The sequence below is a fragment of the Pseudomonas sp. v388 genome (genome assembly GCF_003935425.1).
Lineage (GTDB): Bacteria > Pseudomonadota > Gammaproteobacteria > Pseudomonadales > Pseudomonadaceae > Aquipseudomonas.
The window spans coordinates 873,712-896,249 of sequence record NZ_RHQN01000001.1 but is presented as its reverse complement, the minus strand read 5'-3'; the positions used below and the strand labels follow the sequence as shown (position 1 = coordinate 896,249).

Sequence of the window (22,538 nt, the reverse complement as noted above, 5' to 3'; positions counted from 1 at the left end):
GATGGGGCGCGGGCAATCTGAGCAGGCGCCGGCAGTGGCGCCGCCGACCACACTGTTTCTGTTCGGTGCGCATGGCGATCTGGTCAAGCGGCTGCTCATGCCCGCGCTCTACAACCTCGCCCGCGACGGGTTGGTCGACGATGGCCTGCACATCGTCGGCGTCGACCACAACGCGATCAGCGACGCGGCCTTCGCCAAGAAGCTGGAAGACTTCATCCGTGATGAAGTCGCCAGCAAGGTGGCAGGCAGCGGCAAGGAGCCTTTGGACCCTGCGCTGTGGGCCAGGCTGGCCGCGCGCATCAGTTACGTGCAGGGCGATTTCCTCGATGACTCCACCTATCAGGACATCGCCCGCAAGATCGACAGCACCGGCACCGGTAACGCGGTGTTTTACCTGGCCACGGCACCGCGCTTCTTCCACGAAGTCGCGAGCCGGCTGGGTGCTTCGGGGCTGCTGCGGGAGGCTGAAGGCGAGTTTCGCCGGGTCGTGATCGAGAAGCCCTTCGGCTCCGATCTGGCCAGTGCCATGTCGCTCAACGTCTGTCTGCTCAAGGTCATGAGCGAAAGGCAGATCTATCGCATCGATCATTACCTGGGCAAGGAAACCGTGCAGAACATCCTTGTCAGCCGATTTTCCAATGGTTTGTTCGAGTCGTTCTGGAACAACCATTACATCGATCATGTGCAGATTACCGCTGCCGAAACCGTGGGCGTCGAAACCCGCGGCAGTTTTTATGAGAACACCGGGGCGCTGCGTGACATGGTGCCCAACCATCTTTTCCAGCTGCTGGCGATGGTCGCCATGGAGCCGCCGGCGGCCTTCGGCGCCGACGCAGTTCGCGGTGAGAAAGCCAAGGTGGTCGGCGCGATCCGCCCGTGGAGCGAGATGGAAGCGCTGGCCAACTCGGTGCGCGGCCAGTACGACGACGGGCTGGTGAACGGCAAGACAGTGCCTGGATACCGCCGGGAGGAACGGGTGGCGCCGGACAGCACCACCGAAACCTTCGTCGCCCTCAAGGTGATGATCGACAACTGGCGCTGGGTCGGCGTGCCGTTCTATTTGCGCACCGGCAAGCGCATGGCCGCCCGCAGCACGGAAATCGCCATCTGTTTCAAGCCCGCGCCCTATGCGCAGTTCCGCGACACCGAGGTGGACCGTCTCAAGCCCAACTTCCTGCGCATTCAGATCCAGCCCAACGAAGGCATGTGGTTCGACCTGTTCGCCAAGCGGCCGGGCCCGACCCTTGACATGGAAGACATCGAGCTGGGTTTTGCCTACCGGGACTTTTTCGAGATGCAGCCCTCCACCGGTTACGAAACCCTGATCTACGACTGCCTCACCGGCGATCAGACCCTGTTCCAGCGAGCGGACAACATCGAGAACGGCTGGCGCGCCGTGCAACCGTTCCTTGACGCCTGGGCCAAGAGTCCCGAACTGCACCTGTATCGGGCCGGGGAGAATGGTCCGACCGCAGCGCATGACTTGCTGGATCGTGATGACCGCGAGTGGCGGCAGATCGATGGGTGATTCCGAGCAGCCAGTTATCCGCTTCCTGCTGTCAGACATCGACGGCACCGTCCTGCGCCCCGATCATAGCCTGGCTCAGGCGACCGTCGACGCGGTTGCCCGGTTGCGCGCCGCCGGCATTCATTTCACCCTCGCCAGCAGCCGGCCGCCGCGTGCCATGCGCCAGGTGATCGAGGCGCTGGGCGTCGATTTGCCGACCGTGGCCTTCAATGGCGGCACCATCACTCAGCCTGACGGCCAGATCCTGGTCGCGCACCGGATTGCGCCGCAGGCTGCACGAACGTGCCTGCGCCTGTTCGCCGAACAGCCAGTGGCGATCTGGGTGTTTGCCGACGACCAGTGGCTGCTGCGCGATCTCGATGCCGAGTACATCAACCATGAGCGTCACGCTCTGGGCTATGAGCCGGTCATCGTCGAGAGCTTCGAGCCTTATCTGGACCGTATCGACAAGATCGTGGCGTCCAGCGGGGATTTCGAGCTGCTCAAGCAGCTGGAAGCCCGTCTCAATCCGCTGATCGAAGGCTCGGCCCTGGCGGCGCGGTCGCAAGACTACTATCTGGACGTCACTGCCCTGCAAGCCAATAAAGGCGCGGCCCTGGTTGCGCTGGCGGAGTACTTGGGCGTTGCGCTGGCCCAAGCGGCTGCCATCGGCGACGGAGGCAATGACGTGGCGATGTTTCGGCGCGCCGGTCTGTCCATCGCCATGGGTCAGGCCGATCCTGCGGTGGCGAGTGAGGCCGATCAAGTTACCGGCAGCAATCTGCAGGACGGTGTCGCTCAGGCAATCGACCGCTTCATTCTGCCCGCCCGCTGATGCGGGCTTTCAGCCTGCCTTGCGAAAGGTCAGGTTGATGCGCTGCTCGCCCAGCAATGGATGAATGGCCGGCTTGACCGGCGAGATGCCATGAAAGCGCAACCGGTCCTCACCACCCCAGACCACCACGTCGCCGTGAAACAGCGGGATACGTTGCACAGGGTCACCGCGCTGCGTGCCGCCAAACTGGAAGATGGCAGCGATTCCCAGGGAAACGGACACCACCGGTGCGCCGAGATCCTGTTCGTCCCGGTCCTGATGCAGCGACATCTTCGCTCCCGGCACATAACGATTGATCAGGCATGCATCGGGAAGGAATTCCGCGAATCCCGCCGCCGTCGCGGCAGCGCATGCGATCTCGAGGCAGGCGTCCGGCATGCTCGGCCAGTGCCGCCCGGTGACCGGGTCGGTATGGCTGTAGCGATAGCCGCGGCGATCGGTGACCCAGCCCAGCTCGCCGCAACTGCTCATCGCCGCCGACATGAGATGGCCGCCCGGCGTCTGCATTTGACGAAACGGCGCCTGGGCCAGCACCGCCTGCAAGGCGCGCCACAAGGACGGCGCCTGCGCCAGGGCAAACCCGCGCAGCAAGGTCGAGGCCGGGCCGATCCGCTCGCTCGTCGGGAGCGAGGGCTCATGGTCGGCAAACAGATCAAAGGTAGCGTGAATCGGGTCCTGCGGTTGCATGAGGGTTTCGCACGCCTGCTAGGGTTAGAGGGCCTTGCTGACTTTCACGTCGGTAATCTGATCGTCGCTCTGGTCGTGCATCTTTTCCAGCGCCGCACGGGCTTCATCGACCGACGCGGACTGCAGGTTGGCGAACTCGAAGCGGCGCTCACCGTTGAGCTTGTAGCTGACGGCGTACTTGGTGGTGCGTGGGGCTGGGTTATTCACGAAGACTCCTTGAATCAGCGCAGGCGCGAGGTCGAGCGGCGGACGATCTTGATCGAGTGGGTGAACGGCGGTTTGCGGCTGGTGTTGGCATCGGGCTTGCGGCCGGAGGTGTCGATCGTGATGTTCCAGAAGCCGGTGCTGGGTGCCGCGATTTTCGCCGGAAAGCGGTCGAAGGCGCCGCCGTGGTAAGTGTGGCGACCGCCATTCTTGAAGCTGCGGAAATTCGCGTCGTTCATCAGGCGAATGTTGCAGGTCTGCGAGCACTCGATGACGACCAGGTCGTCCTCGTTCAAATGCTCACGCTGGTGTACGAATTTCATGGGGGGCTCCGAAACGGCGGTTTTCTTAAAAATCAAAACGATAGCACGCGGGGCGCGCCAATTGCCGCCGAGGGCAGGTTAAATGAGGGTTTTCACGCAAAATTCAACCCTGCAGGGATTTAATCGTGCCGGTGCTTGTCGTAGCACCTTTATTTGGAGGGATTGTATGAAACTGGCTGTGGTAGTCCTGGCGTTGGCGATGACCGGTTGCGCGACCGTCTCGGATATCGAACATACCCCTGCAACCATGAGTGTCATGTCAGGCAAGAACCCTCAGGAATACGCGGATTGTTTCAATAGCAAGATCATCGGCAGTCGTGACCGGCCGGTGGTCGAGACCCGGCACGACGGCCTGCGCCTGATCGTCGCTCAAAAGATGAGCGACTCACCAGCGGCCGTCGTGGACATCGAAAATCGCTCCGGTGGCAGCTCCATCAAGGTCTATGAGCGACTGGCGAACCTGCCTATCCGTTTCCGCGATGTGCAGCATGCCGCCGAGGCCTGTATCTCAGGCTGATCGAGCCTGGCGGGTGCCGGATCAGGACTTGCAGACCACCAGTACGCTGCGGCTCTTGTAGTTGCCGACGTCGACGCCCAGCGTCTTGTCGCTCTCGGCAGGTCGCGGCGTGCCGTCGGTGCCCACGATCTCATAGCCGGTGCCGGCGCAGGACGCATCGGCTTTCTCGTAGCAGCCGGCCCAGGACATCGCCTCGCCGGAGCAATCGATGTTGAGGGCCTGCTGGCCGTTTTTCAGATAGGTGTTGGAGGCGGTGGCGCAGCCGGTAAGGCCCACGACCGCAATAAGGGACATAAGTCTGATCATGTTATTCGCTTCACGGTAAGGCCAGGGAAGGTTACAGCTACCGAGTATGACTGAATGGCGGTGCCATCGTTCCGCCATATTTGCCTTATCTTGCGTCACGGCTTTGTCTTGTTCGTGTCACGCACCTGCAATGGCCCTGCGCTGCAATTGACCCACATTCAGGACGAGGGTCTGGGCATGCGGCTTTGCATCATTGGCGCTGGCTATGTAGGGCTTGTGACCGCGGCCTGTTTCGCGGAAATGGGTAATCGCGTGACGTGCGTGGAAACCGGCCTGCAGCGAATTGCCGCGCTGCGCCGGGGGCAATGTCCTATCTACGAGCCGGGCTTGCAGCCGATGCTGGTGGAGCATCAGGCCAGCGGGCAGCTGAGTTTCACCGCCAGCCTGTCCGTTGGCGTGCGCAAGGCGGACGTGATCTTCATCGCAGTGGGCACGCCCAGTGATGAAGAGGGCGGCGCCGATCTGTCCCATGTGCTGGCGGTCGCCGATCAGTTGGGGCAATGCCTGGACCGGGCGTGTCTGGTGGTCAACAAATCCACGGTGCCGGTCGGCACCGCTGAGCAGGTGGCCCGCCGCATCAACGGCCATCTGGCGCGGCGGGGAATTTCAGCGCGGGTGAGCGTTGCCAGTAATCCGGAGTTTCTCAAGGAAGGCGCGGCCATCGAGGATTTCATGCGCCCCGAACGGGTCATTCTCGGCTGCGCCGAACCCGAGGCGGCCGAGGTGCTCCAGCGCCTCTACGCGCCATTTCTGCGCAATCGCGAGCGCGCCCTGGTCATGGACGTGCGCGCCGCCGAGTTCAGCAAATATGCCGCCAACGCGTTCCTTGCCACCAAGATTTCTTTCATCAATGAGATGGCGGGGCTGTGCGCGCGCCTGGATGTGGATATCGAGCAGGTGCGCCGGGGTATCGGCAGCGACAAGCGTATCGGCACCCATTTCATCTATGCCGGCTGCGGCTATGGCGGATCGTGTTTTCCCAAGGATGTCCGCGCGCTGATCCGGACCGCTGAAGAGCGGGGCTTCGAGCCGCAGATCCTGCGTGCTGTCCAGGCCCGCAATGCGCTTCAGAAAACCGTGTTGTTTGATGCCCTGACCGGCCATTTCGGCGGTTACCTGCAAGGACGGGTAGTGGCGCTGTGGGGGCTGGCGTTCAAGCCCGGCACCGATGACATTCGCGAAGCGCCGAGCCTGGTGCTGATCGACGCGTTGCTGGCTGCCGGCGCCCGAGTGCAGGCGACCGATCCGGCGGCGATGGGGTCGATCACCGCGCATTATTGCGACGCGGTGCGCAATGGTCAGCTACGCTTGTGCGAGTCATTGTACAGCTGCGCCGAAGGCGCCGATGCAGTGGTCCTGTTGACCGAATGGAAGCAGTTTCGCCAGCCGGATTTCATTCGGGTGCGTGGTTCGATGCGCATGCCTGTGCTGTTCGATGGTCGCAATATCTATGATTGTGCGGAACTATCTGCGCAAGGCTTCCTCTATCATGGCATCGGACGGCCAATGGCGGGGCATTGTAAGGTGACCGCCGCCTGATTAGACTGCGCCGCTAACGCCCATAGCCCTTAACAAGGACCTTTATGATCAAGAAATGCTTGTTCCCTGCAGCCGGTTACGGCACTCGCTTTTTGCCAGCGACCAAGGCCATGCCAAAAGAGATGCTGCCGGTAGTCAACAAGCCGTTGATCCAGTACGGTGTGGAAGAAGCGCTTGCGGCTGGGCTGAGTGAGATTTCCATCGTTACCGGTCGCGGTAAGCGTGCTCTGGAAGACCACTTCGACATCAGCTACGAGCTGGAACACCAGATCAAAGGCACAGACAAAGAAAAGTATCTGGTCGGGATTCGCAAGCTGATCGACGAGTGCAGCTTCTCCTACACCCGTCAGACCGAAATGAAGGGCCTGGGTCACGCGATCCTCAGTGGGCGCCCGCTGATCGGCAAGGAAGCGTTCGCGGTCGTGCTCGCGGACGACCTGTGTGTCAATCTGGAAGGCGACGGCGTGCTGGCGCAGATGGTCAAGCTGCATAACCATTACGGCTGCTCGATTATCGCGATCCAGGAAGTCGATCCGCAGGAAACCAACAAGTACGGTGTGATCGCCGGCGACGAAATCAAGCCGGGCCTGTTCCGCGTAACCGACATGGTCGAGAAGCCAAAGCCGGAAGATGCCCCATCCAACATGGCCATCATCGGTCGTTACATCCTGACGCCGGACATCTTCGAGAAAATCGAACAGACCGAGCCGGGCAAGGGCGGTGAGATCCAGATCACCGACGCGCTGATGAAGCAGGCGGCTGAAGGCAACGTACTGGCCTACAAATTCCAGGGCCAGCGTTTCGACTGCGGCGGCGCTGAAGGCTACATCGAAGCGACCAACTTCTGCTTCGAGCACTTCTACAAGACCGGCAAAGCGTACTGATCCATCGTTCGCGAAAGTGTCGGACAAAGCCACCTCAGGGTGGCTTTGTCGTTTCTGGGCGGCGGCTTAGAGGTTATGCTGTGCGCCTGCTTAGGAGATGATGATGGCTTACGACTTCGATCTATTTGTAATTGGCGCAGGTTCCGGCGGCGTCCGGGCGGCACGCTTTGCCGCAGGCTTCGGTGCGAAGGTCGCGGTGGCCGAGAGCCGCTATCTGGGTGGCACCTGCGTCAATGTCGGCTGTGTACCGAAGAAACTTCTGGTGTACGGCGCGCATTTCTCCGAAGACTTCGAGCACGCCAAGGGCTTTGGCTGGTCGCTGGGCGAAGCCGGTTTCAGCTGGCCGACCCTGATCGCCAACAAGGATCGCGAGATCCAGCGCCTTAACGGCATCTATCGCAACCTGCTGGTCAACAGCGGCGTCACGCTGCTGGAAGGGCATGCGCGTCTGGCAGGTCCGAATGCCGTGCAAATCAACGGCCAGACCTACAGCGCCGAGCGCATCCTGATCGCGACCGGCGGCTGGCCGGTCGTCCCTGACATCCCGGGGCGCGAGCACGCCATCACTTCAAATGAAGCGTTCCATCTCCAAGAGTTGCCCAAGCGCATCGTGGTCGTGGGCGGCGGTTACATTGCCGTGGAGTTTGCCTCGATCTTCAACGGCCTCGGCGCGGACACAACCCTGGTTTATCGCGGTGAACTGTTCTTGCGCGGCTTCGATGGCAGCGTGCGTACGCACCTGCATGAGGAGCTGCTCAAGCGGCAGCTGAACGTGCAGTTCGACAGCGACATCGAGCGCATTGACCGGCAGGCTGACGGCAGCCTGAGCCTGACCCTCAAGGATGGCCGAACGCTGGAGACCGACTGCGTGTTCTATGCCACGGGGCGGCGGCCGATGCTCGACAACCTGGGGCTGGAGACGGTCGACGTCAAGCTCGACGACAAAGGCTATGTCGAGGTTAACGAGCATTACGAAAGCAGCGAGCCGTCGATTCTGGCCATCGGCGACGTGATCGGCGGCGTGCAGCTTACCCCGGTAGCATTGGCCGAGGGCATGGCGGTGGCGCGGCGGCTGTACAAGCCCGAACAGTACCGGGCGGTGGATTACCGACATATTCCGACGGCGGTCTTCAGTTTGCCGAACATCGGCACGGTCGGCCTGACCGAGGAAGAGGCGGTCGAGGCGGGGCATGAGGTGAAGATTTTCGAAAGCCGCTTCCGGCCGATGAAGCTGACCTTGACCGACGATCAGGAGCGAACCCTGATGAAGCTGGTGGTGGATGCCGACACCGACCGCGTCCTGGGCTGCCATATGGTTGGCCCGGATGCCGGGGAAATCGTTCAGAGCCTGGCCATCGCCATCAAGGCCGGTGCGACCAAGCAGATATTTGACGACACCATCGGCGTGCATCCGACGGCCGCCGAGGAATTCGTGACCATGCGCACCCCCGTCGACCGCTAACCGAGTGATGCTGCAACCCCGGCCTTCAGGATGAAGGTCGGGCAACACCCTGATACGAGGAAGGATCCCTATGCCGAGAAGCGACAGTCCGGCGCCTGCGCCCTTGAATTCCGTACGTGACGCCAGACAAATCGTGCGTCACATCGACAGCCTGCGCGAAAGCGAGCGGCATTTTCGCACGCTGGCCGACAGCATGAGTCAGCTGGCCTGGACCGCAGACCCGCGCGGATGCGTGCAGTGGTACAACGAGCGCTGGAGTGCCTACACCGGTGCGTCGGCCGAAGCCATGCACGCGCTGGGCTGGCGCTCGGTGCTGCATCCGGCCCATCGAGAACGGGTGGTCACACGCTTGCAGTATTGCCTGGCGACCGGCTCGATCTGGGAGGATACCTTTCCCCTGCGCGGCAAGGACGGCGCCTATAACTGGTTTCTGTCGCGGGCCTTGCCGGTGCGCGACGAGTGGGGCCATATCACGCACTGGCTCGGCACTCACACCGATATCACCGCGCAGGTGCGTGCCGAAGAGGCGCTGCGCGAACTCAATGAAAGCCTTGAATTGCGGGTGGCCGAGCGCACCCGTGAACTGGCGCAGGCCAACGAGCGTTTGCAGATCGAAATGGCCGAGCGTGCCCAGACTGAAGAGGTGTTGCGCCACGCGCAGAAGATGGACGCCATCGGCCAGCTCACTGGCGGCATCGCCCACGACTTCAATAATATGCTCACCGGCGTGCTGGGCGCGCTGGAACTGATCCAGCGTCGTATCGCTTCCGGGCGCGTCAGCGAGATTGACCGCTACATGAGTGCTGCCGTCACCTCGGCCAATCGCGCCGCTGCCTTGACCCACCGCCTGCTGGCCTTCGCGCGCCGGCAACCTTTGAGCACCCGTTCGGTCGACGTCAATTGCATGGTGAAGTCCATGGAGCAATTGCTGCGGCAGACCACCGGCGAGCTCATCGACGTGCGCCTGGCGTTGAGCGAGCCCTTGCCGCTGGTCGAAACCGACGAGCATCAGCTGGAAAACGCTTTGCTGAACCTGGTTATCAATGCCCGCGACGCCATGCCCGATGGCGGGGTGGTGACGATCCGCAGTCAGCTGTCGGTGGTTGAGCGTCAGCAGGGGGCGATGAGCGCGGGTGTCTACGTGCAATTGAGCGTCAGCGACGTGGGATGCGGTATCGCTGCCGACATAGTGGAGCGGGTGTTCGATCCATTCTTCACCACCAAGCCGGTGGGGCGCGGAACCGGCCTGGGGCTGTCCATGGTGTATGGCTTCATGAAGCAGTCCGGCGGGCACGTGCACGTGGAAAGCGTAGAAGGTGAGGGCACGTGCATTGGCCTCTACGTGCGTTGCACGGCGCCGTCGGACTGAGCGCGTGGGATCAGGCCTTGGGTTTCCGGGGTCTGGGCGCTTTGACCGGCTCGCTGAAAGTTGTCGGTGTCTGCAGGGCCTCCAGTGCCATTTCCTTTCTGACCAGCAGCAGTTCAAGCATCCGGTTCTGCTGCTGATTCTCGGTCAGCGCCTGCTTCAAGCTGGCGTTCTCATCCGTTGCCGCGCGCAGGCGCTCGTCCAGCAGCGCGCACTGGGTCTGTGCGTGACGATGCTGCTGCGCCGCGACCCCGACCTCATGGGTGGCCTTGTCCAGTTGTTCTCCGAGCGCCTCCAGATCGCGAAAGGTCGCCCGGTTTTCGGCCAGCAGGCGTTCGTTGTCGCGGTTCAGGCGAGTGATGTCTTCCTGGCCGATCATCAGGCTCTGCTGCACCTGCCGCAGCTCCATTTGCAACTGCTGAACCTGGCCCTCATGGCGACGCTGTTCCTGCTCGCGCTGCTCTTTGATGGAAGTGCGGTAATGCTCAAGGGCTTGCCGCGCGTGTTGGTGTTTTTCTTCCAGCGAGTCGATCTGCTTGTCCTTGTCGGTCAGGCGGCTTTCCAGATCCTGCGTGGCCTGGCCAAGTCGTGCATTGTCGGTTTGTGTGCTGTGCAGCGCCTGCTCGCAGCGCGCCAGTGCGACGGCCTGTGTTGCGTTGTCTGACTCCAGCGCGGTCAGGCGTTGGCTTTGCTCGGTGATCTGCTGGCGCGCGGCGTTCAGCTCCTGCTCGAGCTTCTCGCGCGCGGCTACGTAGACCGCCTGGGCGTTGTCGATCCGCTCCTGCCCCTGTTCTTGAAGGCGTTGAGCGAGGCGGGCAACCAGTTCGGTCAGTTCTTCATTGAGTTCAGGAGCGGACACGTCGACCTGATCCAGCTCCTTGAGGTAGCGATGGATTGTGGTTTTCGAGCCAGTGTTGCCCATTTCGATACGTACTGAATCGATGCTCGGATGCTCGCCGCGGGCAAGCAATGCCTGCCTGGCTTTATGCACCAATGCCTTGTTTACGCCGCCGCGAGCCATGATCTCTCCTACGATTTCGTACTGTGGTATGTACCCTGTAATTACATACTAAAAATGGCCAAAAAATCGAGGCATATTTCATCTTTGTCAGATGGGATATTGGCGTATTATCCCGTGTCATGACGTGTGCCGATAAAAAGGGCGCGCAAATCGGTACAGCAGCGGGGAAACAAGCCATGAACGAGGTGGATCGCTACCTGGAGGCGGCGACGCGAGATAACACGCGCCGCAGCTACCGTGCGGCCATCGAGCATTTCGAGGTGGTGTGGGGCGGCTTTCTGCCGGCGACCAGCGACAGCATTGCGCGGTATCTGGTGCACTACGCCGGGAGTCTGTCGGTCAACACTCTCAAGGTGCGGCTCTCGGCGTTGGCCCAATGGCATGCGAGCCAGGGGTTTCCCGATCCCACCAAGGCGCCCATGGTGCGCAAGGTGCTCAAGGGCATTCGCGCCCTGCATCCGCTGCAGGAAAAACAGGCCGAGCCGTTGCAACTGCTGGATCTGGAGCGAGTGATCGCCTCGCTGGATCGGCAGATCGCTCAGGCGCTGGCCCGTCAGGATCATCCGCAGGTGTTGCGCTGTCGGCGTGATGCCGCGTTGATCCTGCTCGGCTTCTGGCGCGGGTTTCGCAGCGATGAACTGTGTCGCCTGCAGATCGAGGACGTCAAAGCCGTCGCCGATTCCGGAATCACGCTGTACCTGCCGCGCAGCAAGGGGGACCGTGACAATCTGGGCCGCACCTACCAGACCCCGGCGTTGCAACGACTTTGCCCGGTGCAGGCGTACCTGGAATGGATCAAGTGTGCGGCGCTGGTGCGCGGCCCGGTGTTTCGCGGCATCGATCGCTGGGGCAACCTGAGCGCAGCGGGCCTGCATGCCAACAGCGTCATCCCGTTGCTGCGCCAGGCCCTGGAGCGCGCGGGAATTGCCGGGCAGATCTACACCAGCCATTCGCTGCGCCGCGGCTTTGCCAGTTGGGCAAGCGGCAGCGGCTGGGACCTCAAGTCACTGATGACCTACGTTGGCTGGAGGGACATCAAGTCCGCAATGCGCTACATTGACGCCTCGCCGTTCGTCGACACTCGTTCCATGGGTTCCATGGAGGCAGCGACGATGGACGCGTTGAAGGTTTCTTCTATTGATAAGCGTCTGCCATAGGCAAAAGCAATCGATGACATGAGGTTTGCCAATGAGCGAATGTCATCCATCGTCGTTAAGCTTCGCTCCATCAAATTTTCAAACCCCTACAGATTCTACAAACCATCAGGAGATATACCGATGCCTATCATCAACAGCCAGGTAAAACCGTTCAAGGCAACCGCATTCAAGAACGGCGCTTTCGTTGACGTTTCGGATGCCGACTTCAAAGGCAAATGGTCTGTCGTTTTCTTCTACCCAGCTGACTTCACCTTCGTCTGCCCGACTGAACTTGAAGACCTGGCTGACAACTACGACGCTTTCCAGAAGCTGGGCGTTGAGATCTACAGCGTTTCCACTGACACCCACTTCGCCCACGCTGCCTGGCACAACACTTCGCCAGCCATCGGCAAGATCCAGTACACCATGATCGGCGACCCGACCCTGACCATCTCCCGCAACTTCGACGTTCTGATCGAAGAAGCTGGCCTGGCTGACCGCGGTACTTTCGTGATCAACCCGGAAGGTCAGATCAAGATCGTTGAACTGAACGACGGCGGTGTTGGCCGTGACGCTTCCGAGCTGCTGCGCAAGATCAAGGCCGCTCAGTACGTTGCTGCTCACCCAGGTGAAGTCTGCCCAGCCAAGTGGAAAGAAGGCGAAGCTACTCTCGCTCCTTCCCTGGACCTGGTCGGCAAGATCTGAGTCGCTTGAAACAGCTGAGGGCGCTGAGCTCTTGAGCAAGTAAACCGCATCGCCCTCAAACACGCCCGGGCGGTCATCGCCTGGGCGTTGTTATTTCTACCCTCTGAAAAAGGAAGCCGACACATGTTGGACGCCAATCTTAAAGCCCAGTTGAAATCCTACCTGGAGCGGGTGACTCGCCCAGTCGAGATCGTCGCGTCCCTCGATGACGGCGCGAAGTCTCAGGAAATGCTGGCATTGCTGAACGATGTCATCAGCGTTTCCAAAGACGTCACCTTGAACGACAGCGGTACCGACGTGCGCACGCCGTCGTTCTCGCTCAACAGCCCTGGGAAAGACATCAGCCTGCGTTTCGCCGGCATCCCGATGGGGCACGAATTCACCTCGCTGGTCCTGGCCTTGCTGCAGGTGGGTGGCTATCCGCCCAAAGTCAGCGCCGAGACCCTCGAGCAGGTTCGCGCACTTGAAGGCAGCTTCAAGTTCGAAACCTATTTCTCTCAGTCCTGCCAGAACTGCCCGGACGTGGTCCAGGCACTCAACCTCATGGCCGTTCTGAATCCGAACATCGAGCACGTCGCCATCGACGGCGCGCTGTTCCAGGATGAAGTGACCGACCGCAAGATCATGTCGGTCCCAAGCATCTACCTCAATGGCGAGCTGTTTGGTCAGGGCCGCATGGGCCTGGAAGAAATTCTTGCCAAGATCGACACCGGCGCCGGTGCGCGTCAGGCCGAGAAGCTCAACAGTAAAGAAGCCTTCGACGTGCTGGTGGTCGGCGGTGGCCCGGCCGGTTCGGCAGCTGCTGTGTATGCTGCCCGTAAAGGCATCCGTACCGGCGTCGCGGCGGAGCGTTTCGGTGGGCAGGTGCTGGACACCATGGCCATCGAGAACTTCATTTCCGTGCAGCACACCGAAGGGCCGAAGCTGGCCGTTGCGTTGGAAGAGCACGTCAAGCAGTACGAAGTCGACATCATGAACCTGCAGCGCGCCGACAAGCTGATTCCCGGCAAGGCCGGTGAGTTGCACGAAGTGAAGTTCGCCAGCGGTGCCAGCCTCAAGGCCAAGACCGTAATCCTCGCCACCGGCGCACGCTGGAGGGAAATGAACGTTCCCGGCGAGCAGCAATACCGCAACAAGGGCGTGGCGTACTGCCCGCACTGTGACGGCCCGCTGTTCAAAGGCAAGCGTGTTGCGGTGATCGGCGGTGGTAACTCCGGCGTCGAAGCGGCCATTGACCTGGCCGGTATCGTGTCCCACGTGACGCTGCTGGAGTTCGACGTGCAACTGCGTGCCGACGCGGTGCTGCAACGCAAGTTGCACAGCCTGCCGAACGTGACCGTGCTGACCAATGCCCAGACCACCGAAGTCACCGGCGACGGTGAAAAGGTCAACGGCCTGCGCTACAAGGATCGGGTGTCGGGTGAAGAACTGACCGTCGCGCTGGAAGGCATCTTCGTGCAGATCGGTCTGCTGCCCAACAGCGAGTGGCTCAAGGGCTCCATCGAGCTGTCGCCCCGTGGCGAAATCGTGGTGGACGCTCGCGGCGAGACGTCGGTGCCGGGTATCTTCGGTGCCGGTGACGTGACCGTTACGCCGTACAAGCAGATCATCATCGCCTTGGGCGAAGGTGCCAAGGCCTCGCTGAGCGCCTTTGATCACCTGATCCGCACCTCAGCGCCAGCCTGATAGATGCTGTAGGAGCGGACCGGGCGGCGGTCCGCTCCCACCCAGTACAGCGCCAAACAAAAAGCCCCATGAGCAATCATGGGGCTTTTTGTTTTGCGCGGCGTTCAGCTATCGAACGATCACAGCGGCGTCGGCTGGATGATTTCGACCCAGTAGCCATCCGGGTCCTTGATGAATGCAATGCTGTTCATGCGGCCATCAGCCAGGCGCTTCTGAAAGTTCACGCCCAGGGTTTCGAAACGCTCGCATGCCGCGCGGATGTCCGGCACGGACACGCAAATGTGGCCAAAGCCGCGTGGGTCGCTGTTGCCGTCGTGGTAGGCGAAGTCGGCATCGTTCTCGGTGCCGTGGTTGTGGGTCAGCTCCAGAATGCCGGGCATCGACTTCATCCACACTGTGCGCGCAGCGTCGTCGGCCGGGATCTGCGCCTTGTCGACCAGACCGAGGAAATACAGGCTGAATTGGGCTTCAGGGAAGTCACGCTTCTCCAGCAGGCTGAAACCCAGCACGCGGGTGTAGAAGTCCAACGAGGCGGTGACGTCCTTGACGCGCAGCATCGTGTGGTTGAACACGAACTGTTGGGTCACAGCCTCGGGCTGGGCCGTCACGCCCGGGAATGTGTTGAGTGCTTGCAAGCTCATGAGTCTCTCCAGCTAAGTGTTCAAATATGTCCAAATGATACGGAACCTGGGCGCCTGTGCCAAACGCTGAGGCAGGTTGATGCCGATTGAGCACTTGATCGGGCAGGGTAGTGGCTTCAGACTTTGCGACCTGCCCACCGGATGCCGTCGATCATGATTCTTGCCCGTTCCCGCATTACTTTGATGGGCCTGTGCCTGCTGCTGCCGACGCTGGCCCTTGCGGCAGACCCTGAAATCACCTGGCCGCCGGGCTGGGACGTGGAAGTGCTGCCCGCGGCGCCCGAGGCGTCCGTGCAGATGAGACAGCGCGCGGTGAAGAACGATCAGGCGGGCAATCCGGAAATGGTCATGGAGTTGACCCAGACGCGCCTCACACCCGGCCATGAAGTCAATGTCCAGGGCGTGCTGCTGGAAATGCGCAAGGCCATTCAGGTCAACTTTGCCCGCAGCGGCCTGCAGAGCGCCTGCACCCCGGTGCGCGAGACCACGCTCAGTACAGTGCCCGCGCTGGAGACCACTTGCTCGATCACCCAGAACGGTGTGCATGTCCTGACCCAGACGTTGGTGGCCGCTGCCGGCAAGGAGCTGGCCTGGTCATTGTCTTACGCCGGTTCCGCCCAGGGTTACGCCGCAAACAAGGAGCAAGCCTTGCGCATTCGCCAGACCATGAAGCTGCAGAACGTGCCGTGAGCGGGAGGGGATGGCGCGGGGAGCGGTTTTTTCGAGGCAAAAAGAAGCCCGCCGAAGCGGGCATTGGGGCGCTATTCCTTTAGCGGTCTTCACTATGTAAGAAAGCATGTGAAAAATGTGTGAAGCTTTGCGACGTCCGTCGGCTTACTGCGGAACGGTCTGTCGGCACTTTAGGAAATTTCTTTCGTTAAACAAAATTTATCTGTCACGGTGGCTTTACGGATCAGTGTCTATTGGCTGATGCACCCGGCGTGTTACAGGACATGACCGAAAGTGTTCGGGTGCAAGTTTATTGACGTCAGGATTTTAACGGGGCCGTTTGTATGATCTGCGGCCCATTTATATATACACCGCCGATAACCACTGTCGAGCGCGTCACAATCGCTGGATATAGTCCTTGGGATATCGTGGTTGTCCCGGCCTGCAACTCACATAACCATGACGGCATAAAAAAGCCCTGCGAGTGCAGGGCTTCGAGGTAACACCGGCGATCAGGCGCGCAGCCATGAATCGACAGTGTCCACACCGTATTGCTCTTTCCAGGCTTTCAGGCCGCGGTGGTTGCCGCCCTTGGTCTCGATCAGTTCGCCAGTGTGCGGGTTCTGATAGACCTTGACGACGCGCGCGCGGCGGCGCTTGGGGCCTGCAGGGGCAATCAGGGTGGAAGTGCTGGCCGGGTCGAGGATGGCGATGATGTCGCGCAGGCTTTTGCCGTAGCTGCCCATCAGGTCCTGGAGCTTGTGCTCGAACTCGATTTCCTTCTTCAACCCTGCATCATTCTTCAATGTTTCCAGCTGTGCCAGCTGTTCTTGAAGGGCCTTTTCTGCTGCGCGAAACTCGGCAAGTCTGGACAAATAACATACTCCGACAGTGTAGTGACCGTAAGCGGTCCAAATAGAGCGACCAGATAGGAATCCGCTCGATACGCTCGTTCGTTGCTACCCAGCCCCCAGCGATGTCGATGATGAAACTTAACGTTCCAACCAGTCCCGCAGAAGATAATGGGTAGTTATTAATCAGTAGCCTGCAAATGATGCACGTTTTTTTCGAAAGAGAAAATAGTTTCCACGAAATTGATATTTGAATGTGGCGCGCCGATCGCTACTTTGTGAGGTGCGTTGTCTTATTTGATGAAGAAGGTTGTAAGTTATTTCCGAAATCAGGCAGTAAGCTAAAGAAACGCCGGATTCGGCCGAGGGCTGCTAAAGACCCTGTTGCAACGCCGGATCATCGGGGTTCTGCTGTTCCAGCTCGGCCAGCAATACCTGCACGTTCTGCAACTGGCCGGCTTCCTTCCAGTATTGAATCAATAGCACCCTGGCGCGACGGTTGGCCGGCTGATCCTGGAGGATCTGGATCAACTGCTTCTGAGCGGCCTCCAGCTGCTCCAGATCGTGCAGCGCCACGGCCAGGTCGTAGCGGTAGTCGGCGTTGCGCGGCGCGAGTTCCGACGCCTTGGCCAGGCTGAGCAGGGCGAACTCGCCCTGGCCATGTTCCAGCAGCCAACTGCCCAGCGCGTGTTGCAGGAGTGCCGAATCAGGGTTGCGTTGAAGCAGCCTGGCAAGCAGGCTGCGAGCCTGATCCGCCTGGCCCTGGCTGTCGAGCAGATCGATGTGCGCCAGCGCCGCCTCGACATTGTCAGGCTCCAGCGCGACGGCCCGCTGCAAGGCGGCCAGCGCCGGTTCATTGTCGCCGGTCTGCAGGTAAAGGCGGGCCAGCTGCAGCAGCGTCCGGGCGCTGGCCGGCTGGGTCCGCAGAAATTCCTGATACGCCTCGATGCTCTGCTGCTGCACCGCGAAATACAGCCCCAGCTCATCTGGAGACAGGCCCAGCAGCGCGCCGGTGGCACTGAAACGCACCGACTGGTCCGGATCGTCGAGCAGCGGGCCGAGCAACAGGCTGCGCTGGCTGGTGGTGATCAGCTTCACGCTCGCTTCGATGGCTGCGCGGCGCACCGTCGGTGATTCATGTGCCAGGTGCGCATCGAGCAGCTTGAGCGCCTGGGGGCTGGGGTAATTGGGCAGTTCGGCAAGCAGGGCGACGCGCCGGGCGTCGGTCAGGTCGCTGCGCGCCAGTTGCTGGTACAGCACCCGCGCGGCACCGGGCTTGCCGTTGTGGGCCAGGTCCAGGGACTGGGCATAATTGAGGCTGGGTCTGGGCGCAACGCTGGCCGCTTGGTCGCGCCAGGAGCGGACCAGCAGGGCAAGCAGGACAAGCGCCATGACCACGGCCAGGACGATCAGCCAGCGACGGCGTGCAAGGGATGAAGGCGAGGTGCCCTGTGACGGCAATGGGGGCATATCAGAATCCATTTCTTGATGACGTGCAGCTTCGGTGCTGCGACGGGCCGCTGTCAAACTTCAAACGCAGAAACCCGCGCCACCGGAAACCGGGACGCGGGCTGCATGGCCAGTGATGGCGGGGTTCGGCCGATCAGGCCTGGGGTTGCCAGCCTCCGCCCAGCGCTTTGTAGATGGCGACGATGCCCCGGTACAGCTCGATCTGGGCCTGGGCCTGAGTGTCTTCGGCGGCCAGGCGCTCACGCTCGGCGTCCAGCAACACCAGGAAATCGGCGGTGCCTTCGCGGTATTGAACCGAGGCCAGCCTGGCGGCGGCACGACTGGAATCGCTCTGGCGCATCAGCGACACCAGGCGTTGCTGGCGCTTGTCGTAATCGCTGAAAGCGTTTTCCGATTCCTCCAGCGCCAGTAACACCTGCTGCTCGTAGTTGGCCAGTGCGCCTTCGGCGTCTGCGTCGGCGCTGCGGATCTGCGCCCTGACGCTGCCCAGGTCAAACGCCGCCCAGGTGATGCTCGGGCCTAGCGCCCAGGCTTTGGCTGCCGACGAACCGATCTGCGAACCCCGGCCGGCGGTAAAGCCCAGGAAGCCACTGAGGCTGACTCGCGGGAACAGATCCGCGGTGGCCACGCCAATGCGTGCCGTGGCCGCAGCCAGTTGACGTTCCGCGGCGCGTACGTCCGGACGGTTGCGCAGCACCTGGGTCGGATCGCCGATCGGCAACGCCTTGGTAACCGCCGGCAGCTTGCTCGGGCTCAGGTCGACGCTCAGGGCTTCCGGGCGCTCACCCAGCAAGGTCGCGATCCGGTTGCGCTGGCGCACCTGCTCGGCCTGCAACTGCGGCACGCTGGCTTCGACAGCGGCCAGGCGTGCTTCGGCGCGCACCACGTCCAGTTCATTGCCGACACCGGCATCACGCAGCTGGGTGGTCACGCCCTTGGAGCTGCGCTGGTTCTCCAGGTTGTCGTGGGCGATGGCCTCACGCAGTTGCGCGCCGCGCAGCTGGCCGTAGGCGTCCACGACTTCGGCGATCAGCGTGACCTGCAACTGATACAGGTCTGCTTCGGCGGCTTGCTGGTCGGCGTCACTGGCTTCCAGTTGACGCTGGATACGGCCGAACAGGTCCAGCTCCCAGGCCATGTCCAGGCCCAGGTCATAACGCTCGCTGTTGACCCGGCGATCGGTCACGCCCGGTTGCTGGCCCTTGCCGATGTCGCTGCTGGCACGGCTGGTGACCACCGGCATGGCGTCGTTGCTGACGTCATCGCGGATGGCCCGGGCCGATTTCAGTCGGGCAAAGGCCACGCGCAGATCGCGGTTGCCGTTGAGCGACTGGGCGACCAGCTTGTTGAGGGTCGGGTCTTCGAACTGATTCCACCACAGAGCGTCCAGCCTGGAGCGGTCATAGTTGCCCTGGCCGGCGGCGGTCATGGCCGCCGGTGCGGTGTCGGGCGCCTTGTAGTCCGGGCCGACTGCGCAGGCGGCCAGCGCCAGTACCAGCAGGCTTGGGACAAAGAGTTTCAGCGCGCTCATTAATGCATCTCCGCAGGCAGCGTGTTCAGCTTCTGCGCCCGGGCGGCCTTGCGGGCCTCCTGGCGCTCAACGTAGTTTCGAATCAGGACATAGAACACCGGCGTCAGCAGCAGGCCGAAGAAGGTCACCCCCAGCATGCCGGAGAACACCGCTACGCCCATCGCGTGACGCATTTCCGCACCGGCGCCGCTGGAGATCACCAGTGGCACGACACCCATGATGAAGGCGAACGAGGTCATCAGGATCGGCCGCAGACGCAGGCGGCAGGCCTCCAGCACCGCGTCCAGCGGGCTCATGCCTTCTTCCTGTTTGTCCTTGGCGAACTCGACGATCAGGATCGCGTTCTTGCACGCCAGGCCCACCAGTACGATCAGGCCGATCTGGGTGAAGATGTTGTTGTCGCTGCCGGCAATGATGATCCCGGCAATGGCCGACAGCAGGGTCATCGGGACGATCAGGATCACCGCCAGCGGCAGGCTCCAGCTTTCGTACTGAGCTGCCAGCACGAGGAACGCCAGCAGTACGCACAGCGGGAATACGAACAGCGCGGTATTGCCGGACAGAATCTGCTGATAGGTCAGGTCGGTCCATTCATAGGTCATGCCGTTGGGCAATTCGGCTTCGAGCAATTTCTCGACCGCCGCCTGGGCCTGGCCGGAGCTGAAGCCCGGTCCTGCCGCGCCGTTGATCTCCGCCGTGATGAAGCCGTTGTAATGCATCACCCGATCCGGGCCTGCGGTGTCGCTGACCTTCACGAAGGTTGCCAGCGGGATCATCTCGCCCAGGTTGTTACGCACCTTGAGCTGGCCGATCTGGTCCGAGTCCTGGCGGAACTGTTGTTCGGCCTGGACGTTGACCTGGTAAGTACGGCCGAAGCGGTTGAAGTCGTTGGCGTACAGCGAACCCAGGTAGACCTGCAGGGTATCGAAGATGTCGCTGATCGCCACGCCGTGGGTCTTGGCCTTCTCGCGGTCGATGGCGGCATCCACCTGCGGCACGTTGACCGTGTAGCTGGTGAACAGGCCAGCGAGTTCGGGCACGCTGCGGCTCTTGGCGATGATGTTCTGGGTTTCCTTGTACAGCTCGTCATAACCCAGGTTGCCCCGGTCTTCGATCTGCAGACGGAAACCGCCGATGGTGCCCAGACCCTGAACCGGGGGTGGCGGGAATATCGCCATGTAGGCTTCCTGGATCGAAGCGAACTTGCCGTTCAAGGCGCCGGCGATGGCATTGGCCGACATGCTCGGATCCTTGCGCTCATCGAACGGCTTGAGGGTCACGAACACCACGCCGTTGTTCGGGCTATTGGTGAAGCCGTTGATCGACAGGCCCGGAAAGGCGATGGCGTCTTGCACGCCTGGCTGTTGCATGGCCAGGTCCGACATGCGCTTGATCACCTCTTCAGTGCGATCCAGGCTGGCGGCATCGGGCAGTTGCGCGAAGGCGACCAGATACTGCTTGTCCTGGCTGGGCACGAAACCGGTCGGCGTGCTGGAGAAACCCATCCAGGTCAGCACCATCAGGCCGGCGTAGACCAGCAAGGCGATGCCGCTGCTGCGGATGACGCGTGCCACCGTGCCGACGTAGCCATGGCTGGCTTTCTCGAAGAAGCGGTTGAACGGACGGAACAGCCAGCCGCCGAGCATGCGGTCGAGGAAACGCGAGAAGCGATCCTTCGGCGCGTCGTGTCCTTTGAGCAGTACTGCCGCCAGGGCCGGAGACAGGGTCAGCGAGTTGAATGCCGAGATCACCGTCGAGATGGCGATGGTCAGCGCGAACTGCTTGTAGAACTGCCCGGTCAGGCCGGAGATGAATGCGGCCGGAACGAACACTGCACACAGCACCAGTGCCGTGGCGATGATAGGCCCGGTCACTTCGGCCATGGCCTTGTGGGTGGCCGCCACCGGTTCCAGTCCCAGCTCGATGTTGCGTTCGACGTTCTCCACGACCACGATGGCGTCGTCGACCACGATGCCGATGGCCAGCACCAGTCCGAACAGCGACAGGGCGTTGAGGGAGAAGCCGAACATGTGCATCACGGCGAACGTACCGATCAGCGAGACCGGTACCGCCACCAGCGGGATGATCGAGGCACGCCAGGTCTGCAGGAACAGGATCACCACCAGCACCACCAGGATCAGTGCTTCGAACAGGGTGTGAATCACCGCCTCGATGGAGCCGCGCACGAAGATGGTCGGGTCATAGACGATGCTGTAGTCCATGCCTTCGGGGAAGCCTTGCTTGAGCTCGGCCATTTTTGCCCGCACATCGTTGGAGATGTCGATGGCGTTGGAGCCTGGGCGCTGGAAGATCGGGATGGCCACCGCCGGCTTGTTGTTGAGCAGCGAGCGCAGGGCGTACTGGTTGGAGCCCAGCTCTACACGGGCGACGTCTTTGAGCCGGGTAATTTCGCCGTCAGCACCGGCGCGGATCACCACGTTCTCGAATTCTTCCTCGCTGACCAGGCGGCCTTGAGTATTGATCGACATCTGGAAGCTGGTGGCAGTGGGCGAGGGCGGTGCGCCCAGCTGGCCGGCCGCGACCTGGCGGTTCTGTTCGCGAATCGCGTTGACCACATCGGTGGCGGTCAGATTGCGCGAAGCGGTCTTGTTCGGATCGAGCCACACCCGCAGCGAGTAGTCGCCCATGCCGAACAGCTGCACGTCACCGACACCACCGAGGCGAGCCAGCTCGTCCTTGATGTTGAGCACCGCGTAGTTGGACAGGTACAGCATGTCGTAGCGGTCATCCGGCGAGGTCAAGTGCACGACCATGGTCAGGTCGGGCGATGCCTTGTCCACGGTGATCCCGATCCGCGTCACCTCTTCAGGCAGCTTGGGTTCGGTGCGCGTCACGCGGTTCTGCACCTGCACCTGCGCATTGTCCAGGTCGGTGCCCAGGGCGAAGGTGATGGTCAGGGTCAGCTTGCCGTCGGCGGTGGCCTGGGAGGACATGTACAGCATGTTTTCCACGCCGGTGATCGCCTGCTCCAGCGGCGATGCAACCGTTTCACCAATCACCTTGGGGTTGGCGCCGGGGAAGTTGGCGCGCACCACGACGGTGGGCGGCACCACTTCGGGGTATTCACTGATCGGCAACTGGAACAGCGAGATGGCACCGGCGATCAACACCAGCAGCGACAGCACCGCCGCGAAGATCGGCCTGGAAATAAAGAATTTGGAGAAGTTCATCGGACAA

General features: G+C 61.6%; 21 protein-coding genes. 11 read left to right on the top strand and 10 right to left on the bottom strand.

Translation table 11 applies throughout. The features are described from left to right. Position 1: 1 nt before the first annotated feature. Complete coding sequence (gene zwf, locus EGJ27_RS03985; protein WP_371920835.1) at positions 2 to 1,528, top strand: glucose-6-phosphate dehydrogenase; 1,527 nt, start codon at positions 2 to 4, stop codon at positions 1,526 to 1,528. Then, positions 1,521 to 2,342: an HAD family hydrolase gene (locus EGJ27_RS03980; protein WP_125829395.1), complete on the top strand. Its 822-nt coding sequence runs from the start codon at positions 1,521 to 1,523 to the stop codon at positions 2,340 to 2,342. The genes zwf and EGJ27_RS03980 overlap by 8 nt, the downstream gene beginning before the upstream one ends. A gap of 9 nt (positions 2,343 to 2,351) precedes the next feature. Here the strand turns inward: EGJ27_RS03980 and alkB are convergent, their stop codons facing one another. Genes alkB through EGJ27_RS03965 form a run of 3 tightly spaced genes read right to left on the bottom strand, consistent with a single transcriptional unit; the run spans position 2,352 to position 3,556 of the window. Next, positions 2,352 to 3,029 (bottom strand): DNA oxidative demethylase AlkB, encoded by a 678-nt coding sequence (gene alkB / locus EGJ27_RS03975; protein ID WP_125829394.1) that lies wholly within the window; start codon positions 3,027 to 3,029, stop codon positions 2,352 to 2,354. A 24-nt stretch (positions 3,030 to 3,053) separates the two neighbouring features. After that, on the bottom strand, positions 3,054 to 3,236 hold the full coding sequence (locus EGJ27_RS03970) for a hypothetical protein (RefSeq protein ID WP_125829393.1): 183 nt from the start codon (positions 3,234 to 3,236) through the stop codon (positions 3,054 to 3,056). Positions 3,237 to 3,250: 14 nt separating this feature from the next. Next, positions 3,251 to 3,556: a DUF1883 domain-containing protein gene (locus tag EGJ27_RS03965; RefSeq protein ID WP_125829392.1), complete on the bottom strand. Its 306-nt coding sequence runs from the start codon at positions 3,554 to 3,556 to the stop codon at positions 3,251 to 3,253. A 166-nt stretch (positions 3,557 to 3,722) separates the two neighbouring features. Between EGJ27_RS03965 and EGJ27_RS03960 the strand changes: the two genes are divergently transcribed. After that, on the top strand, positions 3,723 to 4,073 hold the full coding sequence (locus EGJ27_RS03960; protein WP_125829391.1) for a hypothetical protein: 351 nt from the start codon (positions 3,723 to 3,725) through the stop codon (positions 4,071 to 4,073). 21 nt (positions 4,074 to 4,094) lie between these two features. On the opposite strand, the gene EGJ27_RS03955 is transcribed toward EGJ27_RS03960, so the two are convergent. After that, entirely contained in the window at positions 4,095 to 4,379 is a 285-nt protein-coding gene (locus EGJ27_RS03955; RefSeq protein WP_125829390.1) for a hypothetical protein, read from the bottom strand. A 177-nt stretch (positions 4,380 to 4,556) separates the two neighbouring features. Here EGJ27_RS03955 and EGJ27_RS03950 point away from each other — a divergent pair, with 177 nt between their 5' ends. The 4 genes from EGJ27_RS03950 (at position 4,557) to EGJ27_RS03935 (ending at position 9,633) form a co-directional block, all read left to right on the top strand. Further along, positions 4,557 to 5,918 (top strand): UDP-glucose/GDP-mannose dehydrogenase family protein, encoded by a 1,362-nt coding sequence (locus tag EGJ27_RS03950; RefSeq protein WP_125829455.1) that lies wholly within the window; start codon positions 4,557 to 4,559, stop codon positions 5,916 to 5,918. Positions 5,919 to 5,962: 44 nt separating this feature from the next. Further along, the gene (gene galU / locus EGJ27_RS03945; RefSeq protein ID WP_125829389.1) at positions 5,963 to 6,802 is read left to right on the top strand and encodes a UTP--glucose-1-phosphate uridylyltransferase GalU; all 840 of its coding nucleotides are present in this window, start codon (positions 5,963 to 5,965) and stop codon (positions 6,800 to 6,802) included. Positions 6,803 to 6,905: 103 nt separating this feature from the next. Beyond that, positions 6,906 to 8,264 carry a glutathione-disulfide reductase gene (gorA, locus tag EGJ27_RS03940; protein ID WP_125829388.1) on the top strand — a complete coding sequence of 453 codons (1,359 nt, stop codon included), beginning with the start codon at positions 6,906 to 6,908 and terminating at the stop codon, positions 8,262 to 8,264. Between the two features lie 70 nt (positions 8,265 to 8,334). Beyond that, complete coding sequence (locus EGJ27_RS03935) at positions 8,335 to 9,633, top strand: PAS domain-containing sensor histidine kinase (RefSeq protein ID WP_125829387.1); 1,299 nt, start codon at positions 8,335 to 8,337, stop codon at positions 9,631 to 9,633. A 10-nt stretch (positions 9,634 to 9,643) separates the two neighbouring features. Here EGJ27_RS03935 and EGJ27_RS03930 read toward each other — a convergent pair whose 3' ends face one another. After that, positions 9,644 to 10,651 (bottom strand): DNA-binding protein, encoded by a 1,008-nt coding sequence (locus tag EGJ27_RS03930; RefSeq protein WP_125829386.1) that lies wholly within the window; start codon positions 10,649 to 10,651, stop codon positions 9,644 to 9,646. Between the two features lie 176 nt (positions 10,652 to 10,827). Here EGJ27_RS03930 and EGJ27_RS03925 point away from each other — a divergent pair, with 176 nt between their 5' ends. From EGJ27_RS03925 to ahpF, 3 genes are all read left to right on the top strand, one after another. Continuing rightward, positions 10,828 to 11,808, top strand: coding sequence for a site-specific integrase (locus EGJ27_RS03925; RefSeq protein WP_125829385.1), 981 nt, complete (start codon positions 10,828 to 10,830; stop codon positions 11,806 to 11,808). A gap of 120 nt (positions 11,809 to 11,928) precedes the next feature. Beyond that, positions 11,929 to 12,492: an alkyl hydroperoxide reductase subunit C gene (gene ahpC / locus EGJ27_RS03920; RefSeq protein ID WP_074812657.1), complete on the top strand. Its 564-nt coding sequence runs from the start codon at positions 11,929 to 11,931 to the stop codon at positions 12,490 to 12,492. 123 nt (positions 12,493 to 12,615) lie between these two features. Beyond that, a complete protein-coding gene (ahpF, locus tag EGJ27_RS03915) occupies positions 12,616 to 14,178 on the top strand; it encodes an alkyl hydroperoxide reductase subunit F (RefSeq protein WP_125829384.1) in 1,563 nt (520 codons plus the stop codon). A 119-nt stretch (positions 14,179 to 14,297) separates the two neighbouring features. On the opposite strand, the gene gloA is transcribed toward ahpF, so the two are convergent. After that, positions 14,298 to 14,819, bottom strand: coding sequence for a lactoylglutathione lyase (gene gloA, locus EGJ27_RS03910; protein ID WP_125829383.1), 522 nt, complete (start codon positions 14,817 to 14,819; stop codon positions 14,298 to 14,300). Positions 14,820 to 14,972: 153 nt separating this feature from the next. Between gloA and EGJ27_RS03905 the strand changes: the two genes are divergently transcribed. Further along, positions 14,973 to 15,509: a DUF4946 domain-containing protein gene (locus EGJ27_RS03905; RefSeq protein WP_125829382.1), complete on the top strand. Its 537-nt coding sequence runs from the start codon at positions 14,973 to 14,975 to the stop codon at positions 15,507 to 15,509. Positions 15,510 to 16,000: 491 nt separating this feature from the next. Here the strand turns inward: EGJ27_RS03905 and EGJ27_RS03900 are convergent, their stop codons facing one another. The 4 genes from EGJ27_RS03900 to EGJ27_RS03885 all read right to left on the bottom strand — a co-directional run bounded on the left by EGJ27_RS03900 (position 16,001) and on the right by EGJ27_RS03885 (position 22,531). After that, positions 16,001 to 16,363, bottom strand: coding sequence for a histone-like nucleoid-structuring protein, MvaT/MvaU family (locus EGJ27_RS03900; protein WP_125829381.1), 363 nt, complete (start codon positions 16,361 to 16,363; stop codon positions 16,001 to 16,003). 348 nt (positions 16,364 to 16,711) lie between these two features. Further along, positions 16,712 to 17,809, bottom strand: coding sequence for a lipopolysaccharide assembly protein LapB (locus EGJ27_RS03895; protein ID WP_125829380.1), 1,098 nt, complete (start codon positions 17,807 to 17,809; stop codon positions 16,712 to 16,714). Between the two features lie 133 nt (positions 17,810 to 17,942). Next, a complete protein-coding gene (locus tag EGJ27_RS03890) occupies positions 17,943 to 19,340 on the bottom strand; it encodes an efflux transporter outer membrane subunit (RefSeq protein WP_125829379.1) in 1,398 nt (465 codons plus the stop codon). Then, a complete protein-coding gene (locus EGJ27_RS03885; protein WP_125829378.1) occupies positions 19,340 to 22,531 on the bottom strand; it encodes an efflux RND transporter permease subunit in 3,192 nt (1,063 codons plus the stop codon). Before EGJ27_RS03885 ends, EGJ27_RS03890 begins: the two co-directional genes overlap by 1 nt. Between the last annotated feature and the right edge of the window lie 7 nt (positions 22,532 to 22,538).